At 63.8% G+C, this 13,994-nt stretch carries 14 protein-coding genes and 1 pseudogene; 11 read left to right on the top strand and 4 right to left on the bottom strand.

What is annotated here, in order from left to right; all coding sequences use genetic code 11:
- The first annotated feature begins 87 nt into the window (after window positions 1-87).
- Window positions 88-720, top strand: coding sequence for a TetR/AcrR family transcriptional regulator (locus NKH80_RS13265; RefSeq protein WP_352505930.1), 633 nt, complete (start codon window positions 88-90; stop codon window positions 718-720).
- Between the two features lie 129 nt (window positions 721-849).
- Here the strand turns inward: NKH80_RS13265 and xylA are convergent, their stop codons facing one another.
- Window positions 850-2,175 (bottom strand): xylose isomerase, encoded by a 1,326-nt coding sequence (gene xylA / locus NKH80_RS13260; protein ID WP_352505929.1) that lies wholly within the window; start codon window positions 2,173-2,175, stop codon window positions 850-852.
- Between the two features lie 110 nt (window positions 2,176-2,285).
- Between xylA and NKH80_RS13255 the strand changes: the two genes are divergently transcribed.
- The gene (locus NKH80_RS13255; RefSeq protein ID WP_352505928.1) at window positions 2,286-2,648 is read left to right on the top strand and encodes a nuclear transport factor 2 family protein; all 363 of its coding nucleotides are present in this window, start codon (window positions 2,286-2,288) and stop codon (window positions 2,646-2,648) included.
- A 38-nt stretch (window positions 2,649-2,686) separates the two neighbouring features.
- Here NKH80_RS13255 and xylB read toward each other — a convergent pair whose 3' ends face one another.
- From xylB to NKH80_RS13240, 3 genes are all read right to left on the bottom strand, one after another.
- Window positions 2,687-4,141: a xylulokinase gene (gene xylB, locus NKH80_RS13250; RefSeq protein WP_352754353.1), complete on the bottom strand. Its 1,455-nt coding sequence runs from the start codon at window positions 4,139-4,141 to the stop codon at window positions 2,687-2,689.
- A 191-nt stretch (window positions 4,142-4,332) separates the two neighbouring features.
- Entirely contained in the window at window positions 4,333-5,658 is a 1,326-nt protein-coding gene (locus NKH80_RS13245) for a tetratricopeptide repeat protein (RefSeq protein ID WP_352751843.1), read from the bottom strand.
- A 9-nt stretch (window positions 5,659-5,667) separates the two neighbouring features.
- Window positions 5,668-6,291, bottom strand: a complete 624-nt coding sequence (locus NKH80_RS13240) for a LysE family translocator (protein ID WP_352751845.1) — start codon at window positions 6,289-6,291, stop codon at window positions 5,668-5,670.
- A 188-nt stretch (window positions 6,292-6,479) separates the two neighbouring features.
- Here NKH80_RS13240 and NKH80_RS13235 point away from each other — a divergent pair, with 188 nt between their 5' ends.
- The 9 genes and pseudogenes from NKH80_RS13235 to NKH80_RS13195 all read left to right on the top strand — a co-directional run bounded on the left by NKH80_RS13235 (window position 6,480) and on the right by NKH80_RS13195 (window position 13,864).
- Complete coding sequence (locus NKH80_RS13235) at window positions 6,480-7,244, top strand: L,D-transpeptidase (RefSeq protein ID WP_352505924.1); 765 nt, start codon at window positions 6,480-6,482, stop codon at window positions 7,242-7,244.
- 95 nt (window positions 7,245-7,339) lie between these two features.
- Window positions 7,340-8,506: a diphosphate--fructose-6-phosphate 1-phosphotransferase gene (locus tag NKH80_RS13230; protein WP_352991909.1), complete on the top strand. Its 1,167-nt coding sequence runs from the start codon at window positions 7,340-7,342 to the stop codon at window positions 8,504-8,506.
- 16 nt (window positions 8,507-8,522) lie between these two features.
- On the top strand, window positions 8,523-9,248 hold the full coding sequence (locus NKH80_RS13225; protein ID WP_352991907.1) for an MBL fold metallo-hydrolase: 726 nt from the start codon (window positions 8,523-8,525) through the stop codon (window positions 9,246-9,248).
- A gap of 364 nt (window positions 9,249-9,612) precedes the next feature.
- Window positions 9,613-11,151 (top strand): annotated as a pseudogene (locus tag NKH80_RS13220) (DegQ family serine endoprotease).
- A 131-nt stretch (window positions 11,152-11,282) separates the two neighbouring features.
- Window positions 11,283-11,894, top strand: coding sequence for a molybdopterin-dependent oxidoreductase (locus NKH80_RS13215; protein ID WP_352480239.1), 612 nt, complete (start codon window positions 11,283-11,285; stop codon window positions 11,892-11,894).
- Window positions 11,891-12,637: an FAD-binding oxidoreductase gene (locus NKH80_RS13210; protein WP_352480240.1), complete on the top strand. Its 747-nt coding sequence runs from the start codon at window positions 11,891-11,893 to the stop codon at window positions 12,635-12,637. The genes NKH80_RS13215 and NKH80_RS13210 overlap by 4 nt, the downstream gene beginning before the upstream one ends.
- Window positions 12,638-13,077: 440 nt before the next feature.
- The gene (locus NKH80_RS13205; RefSeq protein ID WP_352480241.1) at window positions 13,078-13,281 is read left to right on the top strand and encodes a DUF680 domain-containing protein; all 204 of its coding nucleotides are present in this window, start codon (window positions 13,078-13,080) and stop codon (window positions 13,279-13,281) included.
- 71 nt (window positions 13,282-13,352) lie between these two features.
- A complete protein-coding gene (locus NKH80_RS13200) occupies window positions 13,353-13,559 on the top strand; it encodes a DUF680 domain-containing protein (RefSeq protein ID WP_254815995.1) in 207 nt (68 codons plus the stop codon).
- Between the two features lie 65 nt (window positions 13,560-13,624).
- Window positions 13,625-13,864 (top strand): DUF680 domain-containing protein, encoded by a 240-nt coding sequence (locus NKH80_RS13195; RefSeq protein ID WP_352700926.1) that lies wholly within the window; start codon window positions 13,625-13,627, stop codon window positions 13,862-13,864.
- Window positions 13,865-13,994: the final 130 nt, after the last annotated feature.

Here is a 13,994-nt window from a genome sequence, read left to right as displayed (position 1 = left end):
CTCCAGTCAGAATTGAATGCGTTCTTGCGCGGCACTCAAAACACGACTAATCATTCGCATTTACTAATCGCATTGGCGCGCCTCTCAATGAGCGATCACCGCAGTCCGCGGATTTCCTCGCGAAAACAGCCCAAGCAGGCCCGCTCGGCAGAGCTCGTTGCTGCGATTTTGCAGGCTGCTGTTCAGGTTTTGGCGAGGGAAGGCGCGCAGCGCTTCACCACGGCGCGGGTGGCCGAGAAGGCCGGTGTCAGTGTCGGATCGCTGTATCAGTATTTTCCGAACAAGGCGGCGATCCTGTTCCGGCTCCAGAGCGACGAATGGCGGCAGACGACCGATTTGCTGCGCGACATCCTCGAGGATGTCGGGAAACCGCCATTTGAACGGCTGCGCGCCTTGGTCCACGCCTTCCTCCGCTCGGAGTGTGACGAGGCCGCGGTGCGTGTGGCGCTCGACGACGCCGCACCGCTTTACCGCGACGCGCCTGAGGCGCAGGCGGCAAGGGCGTCCGGAGACCGCACCATCCAGCTCTTCATGCAGAAGGCGTTGCCCAACGCCGCGCAAGCGACTCGCGAATTGGCCGGCGACCTGGTCATGACGACGCTCAGCACGGTGGGGAAGCAGTTCTCGGAGTTGCCCCGAACCCCCGCGGAGATCGAAGCCTACGCCGACGCCATGGCCGACATGTTCTGCGCCTACCTGAGAGGCCTCGATCACGGCTAAGGCAAATGCCAGGCCCGGTCAGCAAGCAGACCGAAAGTTTCGCACGGGCAAACCTTGTCGGTGTCAGCCCCGCGGAAAGTCGTCTTTATCCCGCGGCCGCTGAACAATGCGGCCGCGGGATGGTATGCCTCAGACGTACCGGTTGACGACGTTTTCGAGTAGTTCCTGACGACCGGATCTGGGCTGCGGCTTGATCTTCTCCTTGACGACGCGCTCGGCAATTTCCTCCAGCGTGCGCTTGCCGGCAAGCATCGCCTTGGCTTCGGCCGAATCCCAGCCGGCATAGCGCTCGGCGAGCGGGCCGGACAGCGCCTTGTCCTCGACCATGCGCGCTGCCGCCTTGAGGCCGCGAGCGCAGCAATCCATGCCGCCGATATGGCCGATCAGCAGATCCTGCGGATCGAGCGACTGGCGCCTGAGCTTGGCGTCGAAATTGGTGCCGCCGGTCTTGAAGCCGCCGGCCTGCAGCACCTGATAGTAGGCGAGAGCCATCTCCGGCACATTGTTGGGGAACTGGTCGGTGTCCCAGCCCGACTGGTAGTCGTTGCGGTTCATGTCGATCGAGCCGAAGATTCCCAGCGCATTGGCCAGCGCCAGTTCATGCTCGAACGAATGGCCGGCCAGGATGGCGTGGCCCTGCTCGATGTTGAGCTTGACCTCATTCTCCAGTCCGAAACGCTTGAGGAAGCCATAGACGGTGGCGACGTCGTAATCATACTGGTGCTTGGTTGGCTCCTGAGGCTTCGGCTCAATCAGGATGGTGCCTTCGAAGCCGATCCTGTGCTTGTAATCGACGACCAGATTGAGGAAACGGCCGGCCTGTTCCTGCTCGCGGGCAAGGTCGGTGTTGAGCAGCGTCTCATAGCCCTCGCGGCCGCCCCACAGCACGTAGTTCTCGCCGTTCAGACGCTTGGTGACGTCGATACAGTGTTTCACCGTCGCCGCCGAATAGGCAAAGACGTCCGGATCGGGATTGGTGGCGGCGCCCGACATGAAGCGGCGGTTGGAGAACAGGTTGGCCGTGCCCCACAACAGCTTGACGCCGGTCTGCTTCATCTTTTCCGAGAAATAATCGGCGATCTCGTCGAGCCGCGCCGCACTTTCGGAAAAGTCCCGGCCCTCCGGCCGCACGTCGGCATCGTGGAAGCAGAAATAAGGCGCGCCCAGCAACGAAAACATCTCGAAGGCGACGTCGGCCTTGAGCTTGGCCAACTCCATCGTGTCGGTGCTGCCGGCCTTCGGAAACCACGGCCGGTCAAATGTCTGGCCGCCGAACGGATCGCCGCCCGGCCAGGCAAAGGAATGCCAATAGGCGACGGCAAAGCGCAGATGGTCTTCGAGCCGCTTGCCGGCGACAATCTCGTCGGGATTGTAGAACCGGTAGGCCAGCGGATTGGTCGAATCCGGTCCCTCGTATTTGATCTGTTGGATGTCGCCGAAAAAACCGCTGCTCATGTTCTTTTCCTCTCGCATGGTTCGGCCTGATTACCTCAGGCGTAATTGGTTTCGCGCTGGCGCTGGTCGAAAAGGCTCATGTCAAAGCCACCCAACGAAGGAGACAGACCATGACCGACCTCAACACCATTGCCGAAAACTACATCGCCGCCTGGAACGAGAGCGACGCCGCACGCAGGAAAGCCTTGCTCGAGGCGACCTTCACCGAGGACGTCGGCTACCGCGATCCGATCATGCAGGGCGACGGCCATGACGGCATCGCTGCGCTGATCGAAGGCGTGCAGCAGCGCTTTGCCGGCTTCAGGTTCTCGCTGAAAGGCAAGCCGGACGGCTTCGCCGATACCATCCGTTTCTCCTGGAATCTCGGGCCGGAAGGCGTCGAGTCCGTCATCGAAGGCACCGATATCGGCGTCATCGAAAATGGCCGGCTGAAAAGCGTCACCGGCTTTCTCGACAAGGTGCCGGCACAGTAAGGCCTTCTCGGCAGGCCACGGCGAGGGCGGGAAATCGCTCACGCCGTGGCGCTCCTGATCGCCGGGTAAAGCTGGCGGTAGCGCTGATAGGCCTCTGCATAGGCACCGCCGAGGGCGGCGACCGGCTCGACCGTGGCGTCCGTCGCTGGCGCCGTGCACACGGCGCGCGGATCGGCGCCGGTCGCCGCGATCAGGCCAAGCCGGGCGGCGCCAAAGGCGGCGCCGAAATCGCCGTCGGCTGGAATATCGACTGGCAGGCCAAGCGCTGTGGCGATCGCCTTCAGCCAGTAGCGCGAACGCGAGCCGCCGCCGATCGCCGTCACCCGGGTCAGCGTCGTGCCGGCTTTGGCCAGGGCTTCGAGGCTGTCGCGGAAGGCGAAGGCGACGCCTTCGAGCACGGCCCGGGTCAGCGCCGCGCGGCCGGACTCGTGGGCAAGCCCGGTAAAGGCGCCCCGAATGACGGAATCATTGTGAGGCGTCCGCTCACCTGACAGGTACGGCAGGAAGGAGACACCGGTCGGCGCCTGCAGCGCATCGCCGAGTTCGGCGGTCAACTCGACGGCGCTTTTTCCCGCAATTGCCGACAGCCAGTTGAGTGAATCGGTTGCCGACAGGATGACGCCCATCTGGTGCCAGGTGCCGGGCAGTGCGTGGCAGAAGGTGTGCACCGCACTTTCCGGATTGGGCAGATAGGACGCGTTGGCGGCAAAAAGCACGCCCGACGTGCCGAGCGAGACGAAAGCCTGGCCGGCGCCGACCGTGCCCATGCCGCAGGCCGAGGCCGCGTTGTCGCCGGCGCCGCCGGCGATCGGAATGCCCGTCTGCATGCCCCATTTCGCAGCCAGTTCGCCGCGCAAGGCACCGGCCTTGGCCGTGCCTTCGACCAATGACGGCATCTGCCTTTCGTCGAGCGACGTCGCTGCGAGCAGTTCGGAGGACCAGGCGCGTTTGCCGACATCGAGCCACGACGTGCCAGCCGAATCCGACATTTCCGAAATATGGTCGCCGGCGAGCCAGAGCCGCAAAAAGTCCTTCGGCAGCAGGACCTTTGCCACCTTGGCAAAAACAGCCGGTTCGTTGTTTTTCGCCCAGGCGAGCTTTGGCGCGGTGAAGCCGGGAAAGACGATGTTGCCGGTCAGCTTGCGAAAGCGCGGGTCGGCATCGAGTGCAGCCGCCTCGGCGTGGCTGCGTGTGTCGTTCCACAGGATGCAGGGGCGCAGCACCTGGTCGGCGGCATCTAGCAGGGTGGCGCCATGCATATGGCCGGAAAGGCCGATGCCTTTGACCGCCGCGAGCTCCTTCGCATGCATGGACCTCAGCTCGGCGATCGCCGCTTCGCAGGCGCGAATCCAGTCGGCCGGGTTCTGCTCGGACCAGCCGGGATGCGGGCGCGACACATCGAGCGGCGCGTGGCCGGAGCCGACGATGCCCTGCCTTGCATCGATCAGCAGCGCCTTGACGCCCGACGTGCCGAGATCGAGGCCGAGATACATGCTTCCTCCCATGTCCGTCAGGCCTGGCGGCGACGGTCTTTCTTGCTTCCCAGCCTAGTCCTGCGACACGAGCGGCGAAGATATCCCGGCAATCGTGCTGCCGGAAAAACGCTCCAGTCAACACGCGAAGATTTTTTCGACACTCGAAAAAATCTGGCCGGGGCAGTTTTTAAGGCAAGATTTAATCTTGGTCAATTCGCCGTGAGAGCGATTGCGCGCCGTGAAAACAGTGCCGACAACGGGCTGTCCGGCCGTGCCAGCGCGCGTTCCGCCGCAAGCGCCCTCGCCAGCGCGCCATCACCGGAACGCAATGCCGCCTCGATCAGCGTCAGGTCGATGACATCGCGTTGGGCGTGGCTGCCGCCGAAGCGATGGGCGATCGCCCGGATCGGCCGGATCAGGCGTATCGCCCCGGCATAATTGCCCTCGCCGAATGCCTTGATGGCGAGCGTCAGGGGATGGCCGACATCCCGGGTGAAACCGGCGTTGTCGTCTTTGCCGAGCATCGCCTCGCGCTGCGCCTCGAGCAAGCCGCTGGCCGGCGCGTCGAGGCCGGCACCGACAAACGCCATCATTGCGTGGGCGTCGTTGAAGGCATAATGGCCGGCGATGGCCTTGGGCAACCAGTTGGCGGCGAGCGCCGCCCAGCGGCTGCCGACATCGACGCCGCCGAGATGCAGCCGCCACAGAATCGCCGAGGCATCGACCATGTTGAGCGCCAGCGTCGAGCGCTCGCCATAGATCGGCCCGTCATAGAGCGCCAGCACCTCGTCGATTTCGCCGAGATCGTAGTGGAACAGTGCCAGGTGCCACCAATTGTGCACCTGCAGGAAACTTTCCCGCGTCCACGCTTCGGGATTGGCGCGCATCCACAGAATGCCGTCCTTTTGCCGGCTCTGCATCTCCATGACATGGGCCACCGCATGCTGGGCCCAGCCGTCGCGCGGCTCGATATCGACCGCCGTGCGGCCAAGTTTTTCGGCGCGCGCGTAATCGCCCATTTCCTCCAGGCCAAAGGCCTGCATGCCGAGTATGGCGTGATAGCCCGGCATGCCGCTCTGCCAGGACGGCAGCGCGCGGCCGATGCGGTCGCGCAGCATGCGCGCGTTGCCGGTGAAGAAGTCGATCTGGTGCCCGGTCTGCAGCGCCAGCGCATCGAGCGGAAACTCGATGGCGATATCCTCCAGCACGCGGGCGGCCTCGTGCCAGCGTCCCTCCGCAAGGTGGCCAAGGGCGGCGACATGCGCCTGCTCGCGTGTCGTCGCGGCAAGCGGCAGCGCCGCCTCGTGACATGCCTTGGCCACCGCCGTCGCCTCACGCTCGGTGGCGAGGCCAAAGAGATAACCCTTGAACACCTGCGCCATGACGAAGCCGGGATCGTCGGCGATTGCCCGGTCAATGGAGCCGACCGGATCGCCGATGAAGCACTGCAATTCGCGCACGGCCTGGCTGTAGGACGAAAACCCGGCCTCCGTCGCGCCAGACAGTGTCAGGCCGAATGCATCCCTGACCGCCATGGCTTGTCCTCAGTTGCCCGATCGCATCGCCACCGTGGCGATGCCTGCGCCGACCAGCAGCGTGCCGCCGGTGCGGTTGAAGATGCGGATCGCCTTTGGATTGCGCACGACGTTGCGCGCCCTTGCGGCGATCAGCGCATAACCGAAGGCGTTGGCGAAGGCGAGCGTCAGGAAGGTCATCTCGAAGATCAGCATCTGTGTCCAGAAATCCGCGTGCCGGTCGAGGAACTGCGGCAGGAAGGCGACGAAGAAGGTGATGCTTTTCGGATTGAGCGCAGTAACCAGCCAGGCATGCGCCGCCATTTTCGCCGATGACACCGCATCGGTGCGCGGTTCGGCCCGGAGCGCGCCGCCGGCGCGAAACAGCTTGATGCCGAGATAGATCAGATAGAAGGCCCCGATCACCTTCAGCACCGTGAATACGGTGGCCGACGCCGCCAGCAGCGCGCCGATGCCCAGCATCGACAGTGTCATCGCGGTGAAGTCGCCGAGCGCCACGCCGACTGCCATCGGCAGCGCGGTGCGCCAGCCTTGGCCGAGTGCATAGGAAACCACCAGCAGGATGGTCGGGCCTGGAATGACCAGAAGGACTGCCGAGGCAGCGGCAAACGCGGCCCAGTTTTCGAAGGACATTTTCTTCTCCTTGAGCTTAAAGGAGAGGATAAATCCTTGGCCTCGCGCAGATGTAAAGAGGCAAGAATCGAAAAAGCCCCTCGTTAACGCCAGGCGGCTGGCCTTCACGCTTTTTCAACCATGATTGGTGAAAATGCCTGCTATCCGGCCGGACCGTGTTTCCCGCCGACAGCGTAGGGTTTGGGTAAATGCGTGAGTTGCCGCACGGTCTGTCGCTGCCGCATAATGGCGACGCAATCGAAACCGAACTACAGCTTTCCCGCCGCACGGTGCTGTCCGGCGCCGGCGCGCTGGCGCTGCTCGGCGTCACAGGCTGCAGCCAGACGCTGGATCTGCCGTCGCTCCAGCTCGACGACGTCACCACCGGCTCGATCCGGCCCGTCCGTCCGAGCATCAGCGTCGACAAGAACATCACCAGCCCCGACGTGATGTATGCTTCGCTTACCGACGGTGGCTTCAACGTGCCGGAGGTGCCCTACCTCAAGATCAAGCCGGAGTTTCGCCGCCAGATCGTCGTCGATCCGACCGGCGAGCAGCCCGGCACCATCGTCGTTCACTCGCAGGAACGGCTGCTCTATCTGGTGCAGCCCGGCGGCGAGGCGATCCGTTACGGCGTCGGTATCGGCAAGGACGGATTCCGCTGGTCCGGACGCGCCAACATCCAGTACGGCAAGGAATGGCCGGTCTGGACCCCGCCGCCCGAGATGATCGCCCGCAGGCCGGAACTGGTGAAGTGGCAAGGCGGACAGCCGGGCGGCCTCGACAATCCGCTCGGCGCGCGTGCCCTCTACATCTATCAGAACGGCAGCGACACCGGTTATCGCATCCACGGCTCGCCCGAATGGTGGAGCATCGGCCAGGCGATGTCGTCGGGCTGCGTGCGCCTGATCAACCAGGACATCATCGATCTCTACAGCCGCGTCTCCAAGAAAAACCCGGTCGTCGTCGTCTGAACGGCGGCTTCGCCTTCAGCGATCACTCTGCCGTTGCGCGATGCCGCAAGACAGGCGAAAGTGCCTGCGATTTCATCGCCCGGGAGACGTGAACAATGGCCGGAACTTTTGTCATCGCGCAAGGCGGCGGCCCGACCGCCGTCATCAACCAGACCGTGGTGGGTGCTGCGCTCGAAATCCGCAAGCGGCATCCCGGCGCCAAGGTGCTTGGTTCCATCCACGGCGTGCGCGGAATTCGTGACGGCAATTACGTCGATCTTTCCGCCATCCCCGAGGACCGCCTGCGGCTGATCGCGGCGACACCGAGCGCCGCGCTCGGTTCGACGCGCGACAAGCCGGATGCCGCCTATTGCGACCTCATCCTCAGCGGCTTGAAGAAAGCCGGCGCCGATGCCTTCATCTATATCGGCGGCAACGACACCTCGGGCACGCAGCAGATCCTCACCGACGCCGCCGGCGGCAAGATCGCCTTCGTTCACGCGCCGAAAACCATCGACAACGATCTCGAGGAGAACGACCATACGCCCGGCTTCATGTCGGCGGCCGAGTTCGTCGCCGGCGCGTTTCTTTCGGTCGATCTCGATTTCCGCGCTTTGCCGGGCATTTATGTCGGCATCGTCATGGGGCGGCATGCCGGTTTCCTGACGGCCGCATCCGCGGCCTGGCAGCTCGACCAGGACAGCGGCCCGCATCTCGTCTACGTGCCGGAGCGGCCGTTCTCGGCGGCCGGTTTCATCGACGACGTGCGCGCCACGCTCGACCGCCACAAGCGCTGCATCGTTGCCGTCTCCGAAGGCGTCAGCACCGCCGACGGCAAGGCGCTGGTCGAAAGCCTGGTGCCGCCGGAAAGGCTGGAGCGCGACCAGCACGGCAACGTCAAGCTGTCGGGCAGCGACCTGCCGGCAGCCTTGGAGCGCGCGCTCGCCGAAGGATTGCCGGGCAAGCGGGCGCGCGTCGATGCGCTCGGCTATATGCCGCGCGGCTATGTCGGCGCCATCAGCGCGGTGGACGCGCAGGAGGCCTTCGATGCCGGTGCCTTCGCCGTCACCGTGGCCGACGAGGGCGGCGGTTCGGTGGCGCTGCAATATGACGGCAAAAAAACCGTACTGAAGAAGGTGCCGCTGAAGAACGTCGCCGGCAAGACGCGCCATATGCCGGATGATTTCATGCTGCCCGACGTCAACCGGCTGTCCGATGCGGGCATGGCCTATCTGAAGCGGCTGGTTCCGCGAAAGTACAGGGTTGGTAAGCCGTTCGTCTGATGCCGGCCTTGATCTGATGGACAGCTGGTTCAGCAAAACTATCGTCGACGCCAACACGATGATGCTGACCGAGCCCTTCGTGCATGATTTCGTGCGCGCCAACATCTGGCATGTGCGCGGCCGCGATGTCGACCTGCTGGTCGACACCGGCATGGGGATCTGCCCGCTGGCGCCGCAGATCGACACGCCGGCCGGCAAGCCGCTGCTCGTCGTCGCCACGCATATCCATCTCGATCATGTCGGCTCGCTGCACGAGTTTCCGTTACGGGCAGGTCCGCGCCACAGCGCCACGCAGTTCGACAGCATGGACGAAGCGGTGACCTACGCCTACATGTTCCATGATCTGGAAGGCGCCGTCTCCAGACTGCCGGCAAAGGGCTGGAAAGCGGCCGATTACAGGATTCCACCGGCGCCGCTGGACCGGACCCTGGACGAGGGCGATAGGATCGACCTCGGCGACCGGCAATTCCGCGTCCTGCACCTGCCCGGCCACTCTCCGGATTCGATCGCGCTGTTCGATGAGGCAGACGGCCTGTTCTTCGCCGGCGACGCCATCTATGACGCCACACTGATCGACGACCTGCCGGATTCCGATCGTGCCGCCTACCGCCGCACCATGCAGCGACTGCTCGACCTGCCGATCCGGATCGGTCATGGCGGCCATGGACCGAGCTTCGACGGCAGGCGGATGCGCGAGATCGCCTCGGCGTATCTCAGGCGAACGGACGGGACAGCGGCATAGAAGCCTTGGCGGGGCAGTGAGGGGGGCCTGAAGCTATTTGGCTTGGGTAGCTATTTTGTTCTTGCTTTGTGCCGGCAGCTATGCTAGTAATTTGGGTATGGTGCTGATTTGCCCCAACGACCCGCCGCAAGGCGGGTTTTTGTTTTCGGGTTTCGGCGCCAGCCCGGCACGGCGGTTGCCAGCCGAAAATTAAATCTTCGTAACATTATCTGGAAACCATGATCGGCGCCCTAGATGCGGGGCTGTCGATCCGGTCGGCTGCCTGACAGGCGAGACAGGCAAGGCCGACGACCGACGCGCCGATGAATTGTTCCGGTGACGGAACGTTAGGGCGCTTCACCAATCTCTCGCCCGGACAACGGCCATGTCACCAATCCTGACCCTTCGCAGACATCGCGTCGCCGCTCTGCTGGGCGCAGCGCTGATCGTCAGCCCTTTCGCTCTGCCTCTCGCTCCCAGGCTGAATGATGTCCTGGCGGCAACGGTCACCCCTCCCGTCACCGGCATGACGGCGCCGAGCGGCTCGTTCGCGCCGGTCGTGGCGGCCGATAAGCCGGCGGTGGTGACCATCACGACGGTCATGAAAGTACAACAGCCCGACACCATGAGCGACGCCTCTCCCTTTGGCGGAACCTCCCCTTTCGACGACTATTTCCGCCATTTCTTCGGTGACCAGGGATTGCCCGCTCCCAAAACACCGCCGGAACAGGCGCCGCGCACCGAGGCGCTCGGTTCAGGCTTCATCGTCGCCAGCGACGGCACCATCGTCACCAACAATCACGTTGTCGATGGCGCCCAATCGATCAAGGTGACGCTCGACGACGGCACCGAGCTTCCCGCCAAATTGATCGGCCATGACGCCAAGAACGATCTTGCCGTGCTCAAGGTCAAAGCCGGCAAGCCCTTGCCGACCGTCAGATGAGGCGATTCCGACAAGCTCATGCCGGGTGACCAGGTGCTCGCCTTCGGCAATCCTTTCGGCCTTGGCACCACGGTGACGGCCGGCATCGTCTCGGCGCGCGGCCGCGACCTGCACAGCGGGCCGTTTGACGACTTCATCCAGATCGACGCACCGATCAACCGGGGCAATTCCGGCGGCCCGCTGACGGATGTGAACGGCAATGTCGTCGGCATCAACACGGCGATCTTTTCGCCGAATGGCGGCAGCGTCGGCGTCGGCTTCGCCATCCCCTCGGACCAGGCGCAAAAGGTCGTCGCCAAGCTGATGAAGGGCGGCTCCATCCAGTACGGCTACCTCGGCGTCCAGATCCAGCCGGTGACGCCTGATATGGCGAGCGCCATCGGCCTCGATCACCCCGCCGGCGTGCTCGTCGCGCAGGTCAGCGACGGATCGCCGGCCGCCAAGGCCGGCATCGAGACCGGCGACGTCATCACCAGCTTCGCCGATCGCGACATAAAGGACCCAAGGGACCTGTCGCGCGCTGTCGCCGACGTTGCGCCCGGCACAAGGGAAACCCTCAATGTCTGGCGCAAGGGCCAAAGCCTGCAGATCTCGGTCGAGATCGGGCGCAACGAAGACGACATGGCAACGGGATCGGTGACCGGCGATCAGGGTCAGCCGTCGACGGAGCAGGGCCTCCGTGCACCGGCGCTCGGTCTGCGCCTGATGGATGTCACCCCGGATGTACGCCAGGCAATGAACCTGGCAGGCAACCAGCACGGCGCACTGGTCGAGCGCGTCGACCCGAACAAGGCGGCATCGGCTTCCGGCATCCAGCCCGGCGATATCATCGTCGCCGTCGACCAGCATCCGGTGAGAAGCGCCAGGCAGGCTAACCAGGCGATCGTGCAGGCTGCCAAATCCGGCAAGAAATCGGTGCTGCTGCTTGTCCAGCGCGGCGACGCCCAGATGTTTGTCGCCGTCCCCTTCGCCAGTGGCTGAGGCAGGCGCCGCGCTGCCAAGATCGATGGAGGCATTGCCGCCAGGCCGAGCCAAGATTTCGGTTGCCCGCGCGCGCGTCTTCGAGAAAACTGACAAAGGTCGATTGGACCTTGCGCAAACGGATATTCTCGATGGCTACCCGAGGCTTCTCTTCCGGACGAAAGCCGCCGACGGATACGGGTGCACGTATCCCGCCGGGGCAATATCTCGAGCAAGGTTTCCCGGTCCTGTCGGCCGGCCCGACGCCGCATGTGCGCACCGAGGATTGGTCGTTCACGCTTAAGCACGGGCCGCGGCCGATCAAGAAGTGGAACTGGGCCGAGTTCAACGCGCTGCCCCTGACCAAGATGACGCGCGACATCCATTGCGTCACCGCATGGACCAAGTTCGACACGGCGTGGCAGGGCGTGCTGGTCGACGACATCCTTGCCGACGCCGGCATCGAGCCGCCCACCGCCTTCACGCTGGCGTTGGGTTTCGACGGCTATTCCACCAACGTGCCGACGAAGGATCTCACCGGCGGCAAGGCGATGGTGGCGCTGCTTTACGAGGGCAAGCCGATCACCCCCGACCATGGCGGCCCGGCGCGGCTGCTCGTTCCGCATCTCTATTTCTGGAAATCGGCCAAATGGCTGAACGGGCTGCAGTTCACCGAGCGTGACGAGCCGGGTTTCTGGGAGTTGCGAGGCTATCATATCTATGGCGACCCGTGGCGCGAGCAGCGCTACACGAACGATCCATGAGCGACGCACCGGCGGCGCAGTCGCCCTGGCAGATAGTGACCATCACCCGCATCCAAAAGCGCACGCCGCGCGTCACCAGCTTTTTCCTGCAGCCGTCGCGGCCCTTCGCCTACCGTGCCGGACAGCATGTAGATGTCAGGCTGACGGCGCCTGACGGTTATCAGGCGCGGCGCTCCTACTCCATCGCCTCGGCACCGGAGACCGGCGAGACCATCGAGCTGGCGATTGAAAAACTCGAGGACGGGGAGGTCTCGCCGTTCTTTCACGAGATCGCGGCGGTGGGCGACGAGTTCGAATTGCGCGGGCCGCTCGGCGGCCATTTCGTCTGGTCCGACGGCGATGGCGGACCGCTCCTGCTCGTCGGCGGTGGGTCGGGCGTGGTGCCGTTGATGTCGATGGTCCGTCACCGGGCGATGCGGGGGTCGCTGGTTGCCGCCGCCCTGGTGGTTTCGGCGCGGGTCTGGGACGAGGTGATCTTTCGCGATGAGCTGATCGACCTCGCCGAGCGCCGGGATGGCTTCGACCTGGTGCTGACGCTGACGCGCGAGCCGGCCCGCCGTCCGGCGGATTATGCGCGGCGGGTCGACGCCGCGATGATGGTGCAAGCCATGACCAGGTTGCCCGCGCCGCCGAAGCTGGCCTTTGTCTGCGGCTCGAACGCATTCGTGACGGCCGCCGCCGAGGCACTGATCGATGCCGGGGTGCCTGCGGCTCTCATCCGCACCGAACGCTACGGGGTCTGACCCGGTTCTGCTTGCCCGGTTGCTGCCTTTGCCGGCCGGCCTAAACGGGCCGAAAACCGGCAGAACGGCGAGGCCGCGCTTGGCTGAAATGGTTAACGATTCGACAAACAACCCCGGCTGCGACTTTTATCGGTTTAAAAAATCGAACCGAACGGTTCGTTTCTGTTGACAATGCGTGCAGGACGCTGTGAACGCTGCCTTCCAAGTCCCATTGCAGTCAGACCGAGGCGATGGGCTATCTTGTTGACATTAAACGGTAAAAATGTGGCGGAGGGAGTCCGTGGCACAATTTCAAGGTGTAGATTCTTGGTCCACACCAAACAACTTCGTGATTGGAAACTGGCCATTGGCTTTCCCACATCGGGGCGGTCCGAACGACGCGAACTCCTCCCAAGACACGCCGCTAGACGGACTGAGACTAAGATACTGGAGTACTAAAAATGAAAAAGATCGCTCTTGCCGCCGTCGCCGTTTTGGCCATCACCGGCAGCGCCTTCGCCGGCAGCGACAATTATGGTTCCAATGGTGCGAACCAGCCTGCCGCCTCGGGCGACAGCTCGTACACGGCTTCCATTCAGAAACCGGCTGATGCTGACAAGCAGCCTGTCCAGGGCGCCGACCGGAACCTCTTCGGCAACAACTAACAGCCGATCCCAGCATCAGGGCGGCGGGCATATCCGCCGCCCGGGATCTGAAAAAATTCAGGAGTATTGAAATGAAAAAGATCTTTCTTGCCGCCGTCGCCGTTTTGGCCATCACCGGCAGCGCTTTCGCCGGCAGCGACAATTATGGTTCCAACGGAGCCAACCAGCCGGCCGTCGCGGTCGACAGCTCGTACACGGCCTCCCTCAAGAAGTCGGATCAGGCTGAAAAGCAGCCGGTCGGCCAGGGCGCCGATCGCAACCTCTTCGGCAACAACTAACAGCCGATCCCATCATCAAGGCGGGCATGCCCGCCGCTTTGATCCGAAAATCCAGGAGTATCCAAATGAAAAAGATTGTTCTTACTGCCGCCGCACTCTTAATTGCCGCCGGCGGCGCCTATGCCCAAAACGACAATGTTGGCGGGACCGACATCAACAAGCAGTCGACCGTCAATGTCGACAAGACGCAGACATATTCGGTGCGTGACAGCAACTCGCCGATCTACAAGTTGCTGAATTCGTCCGGCGATGTGCCCAAGTCCGCGCCTCAGGGCGCCGACCGCAACCTCTTCGGCAACAACTAACAGCCGAACCGGAATTCCAGATAAGAGCGGCGGGGCCTGCCCGCCGCGCGTGGGGTTTTGGGGGGGGAAAAACCCCGGCCTCCAGCCCCCGTTGCTTCGGGGTGATGGGGGGCCCAGGCGGGGGCGGCCG

Source organism: Mesorhizobium sp. M0904, assembly GCF_040319475.1.
In the GTDB taxonomy this organism is placed as follows: domain Bacteria; phylum Pseudomonadota; class Alphaproteobacteria; order Rhizobiales; family Rhizobiaceae; genus Mesorhizobium.
This window is presented reverse-complemented; position numbering and strand designations above follow the sequence as displayed.

Bases quoted from the DNA above. Each gene is read 5' to 3' on its own strand.
- NKH80_RS13195 (WP_352700926.1), top strand. From the start codon at position 13,625: ATGAAAAAGATTGTTCTTACTGCCGCCGCACTCTTAATTGCCGCCGGC.
- NKH80_RS13230 (WP_352991909.1), top strand. From the start codon at position 7,340: ATGGCCGGAACTTTTGTCATCGCGCAAGGCGGCGGCCCGACCGCCGTC.
- xylB (WP_352754353.1), bottom strand. From the start codon at position 4,141: ATGTATCTCGGCCTCGATCTCGGCACGTCGGGCGTCAAGGCGCTGCTG.
- NKH80_RS13210 (WP_352480240.1), top strand. From the start codon at position 11,891: ATGAGCGACGCACCGGCGGCGCAGTCGCCCTGGCAGATAGTGACCATC.
- xylA (WP_352505929.1), bottom strand. From the start codon at position 2,175: ATGAGCAGCGGTTTTTTCGGCGACATCCAACAGATCAAATACGAGGGA.
- NKH80_RS13215 (WP_352480239.1), top strand. From the start codon at position 11,283: ATGGCTACCCGAGGCTTCTCTTCCGGACGAAAGCCGCCGACGGATACG.
- NKH80_RS13200 (WP_254815995.1), top strand. From the start codon at position 13,353: ATGAAAAAGATCTTTCTTGCCGCCGTCGCCGTTTTGGCCATCACCGGC.
- NKH80_RS13225 (WP_352991907.1), top strand. From the start codon at position 8,523: ATGGACAGCTGGTTCAGCAAAACTATCGTCGACGCCAACACGATGATG.
- NKH80_RS13235 (WP_352505924.1), top strand. From the start codon at position 6,480: ATGCGTGAGTTGCCGCACGGTCTGTCGCTGCCGCATAATGGCGACGCA.
- NKH80_RS13240 (WP_352751845.1), bottom strand. From the start codon at position 6,291: ATGTCCTTCGAAAACTGGGCCGCGTTTGCCGCTGCCTCGGCAGTCCTT.
- NKH80_RS13255 (WP_352505928.1), top strand. From the start codon at position 2,286: ATGACCGACCTCAACACCATTGCCGAAAACTACATCGCCGCCTGGAAC.
- NKH80_RS13245 (WP_352751843.1), bottom strand. From the start codon at position 5,658: ATGGCGGTCAGGGATGCATTCGGCCTGACACTGTCTGGCGCGACGGAG.
- NKH80_RS13265 (WP_352505930.1), top strand. From the start codon at position 88: ATGAGCGATCACCGCAGTCCGCGGATTTCCTCGCGAAAACAGCCCAAG.
- NKH80_RS13205 (WP_352480241.1), top strand. From the start codon at position 13,078: ATGAAAAAGATCGCTCTTGCCGCCGTCGCCGTTTTGGCCATCACCGGC.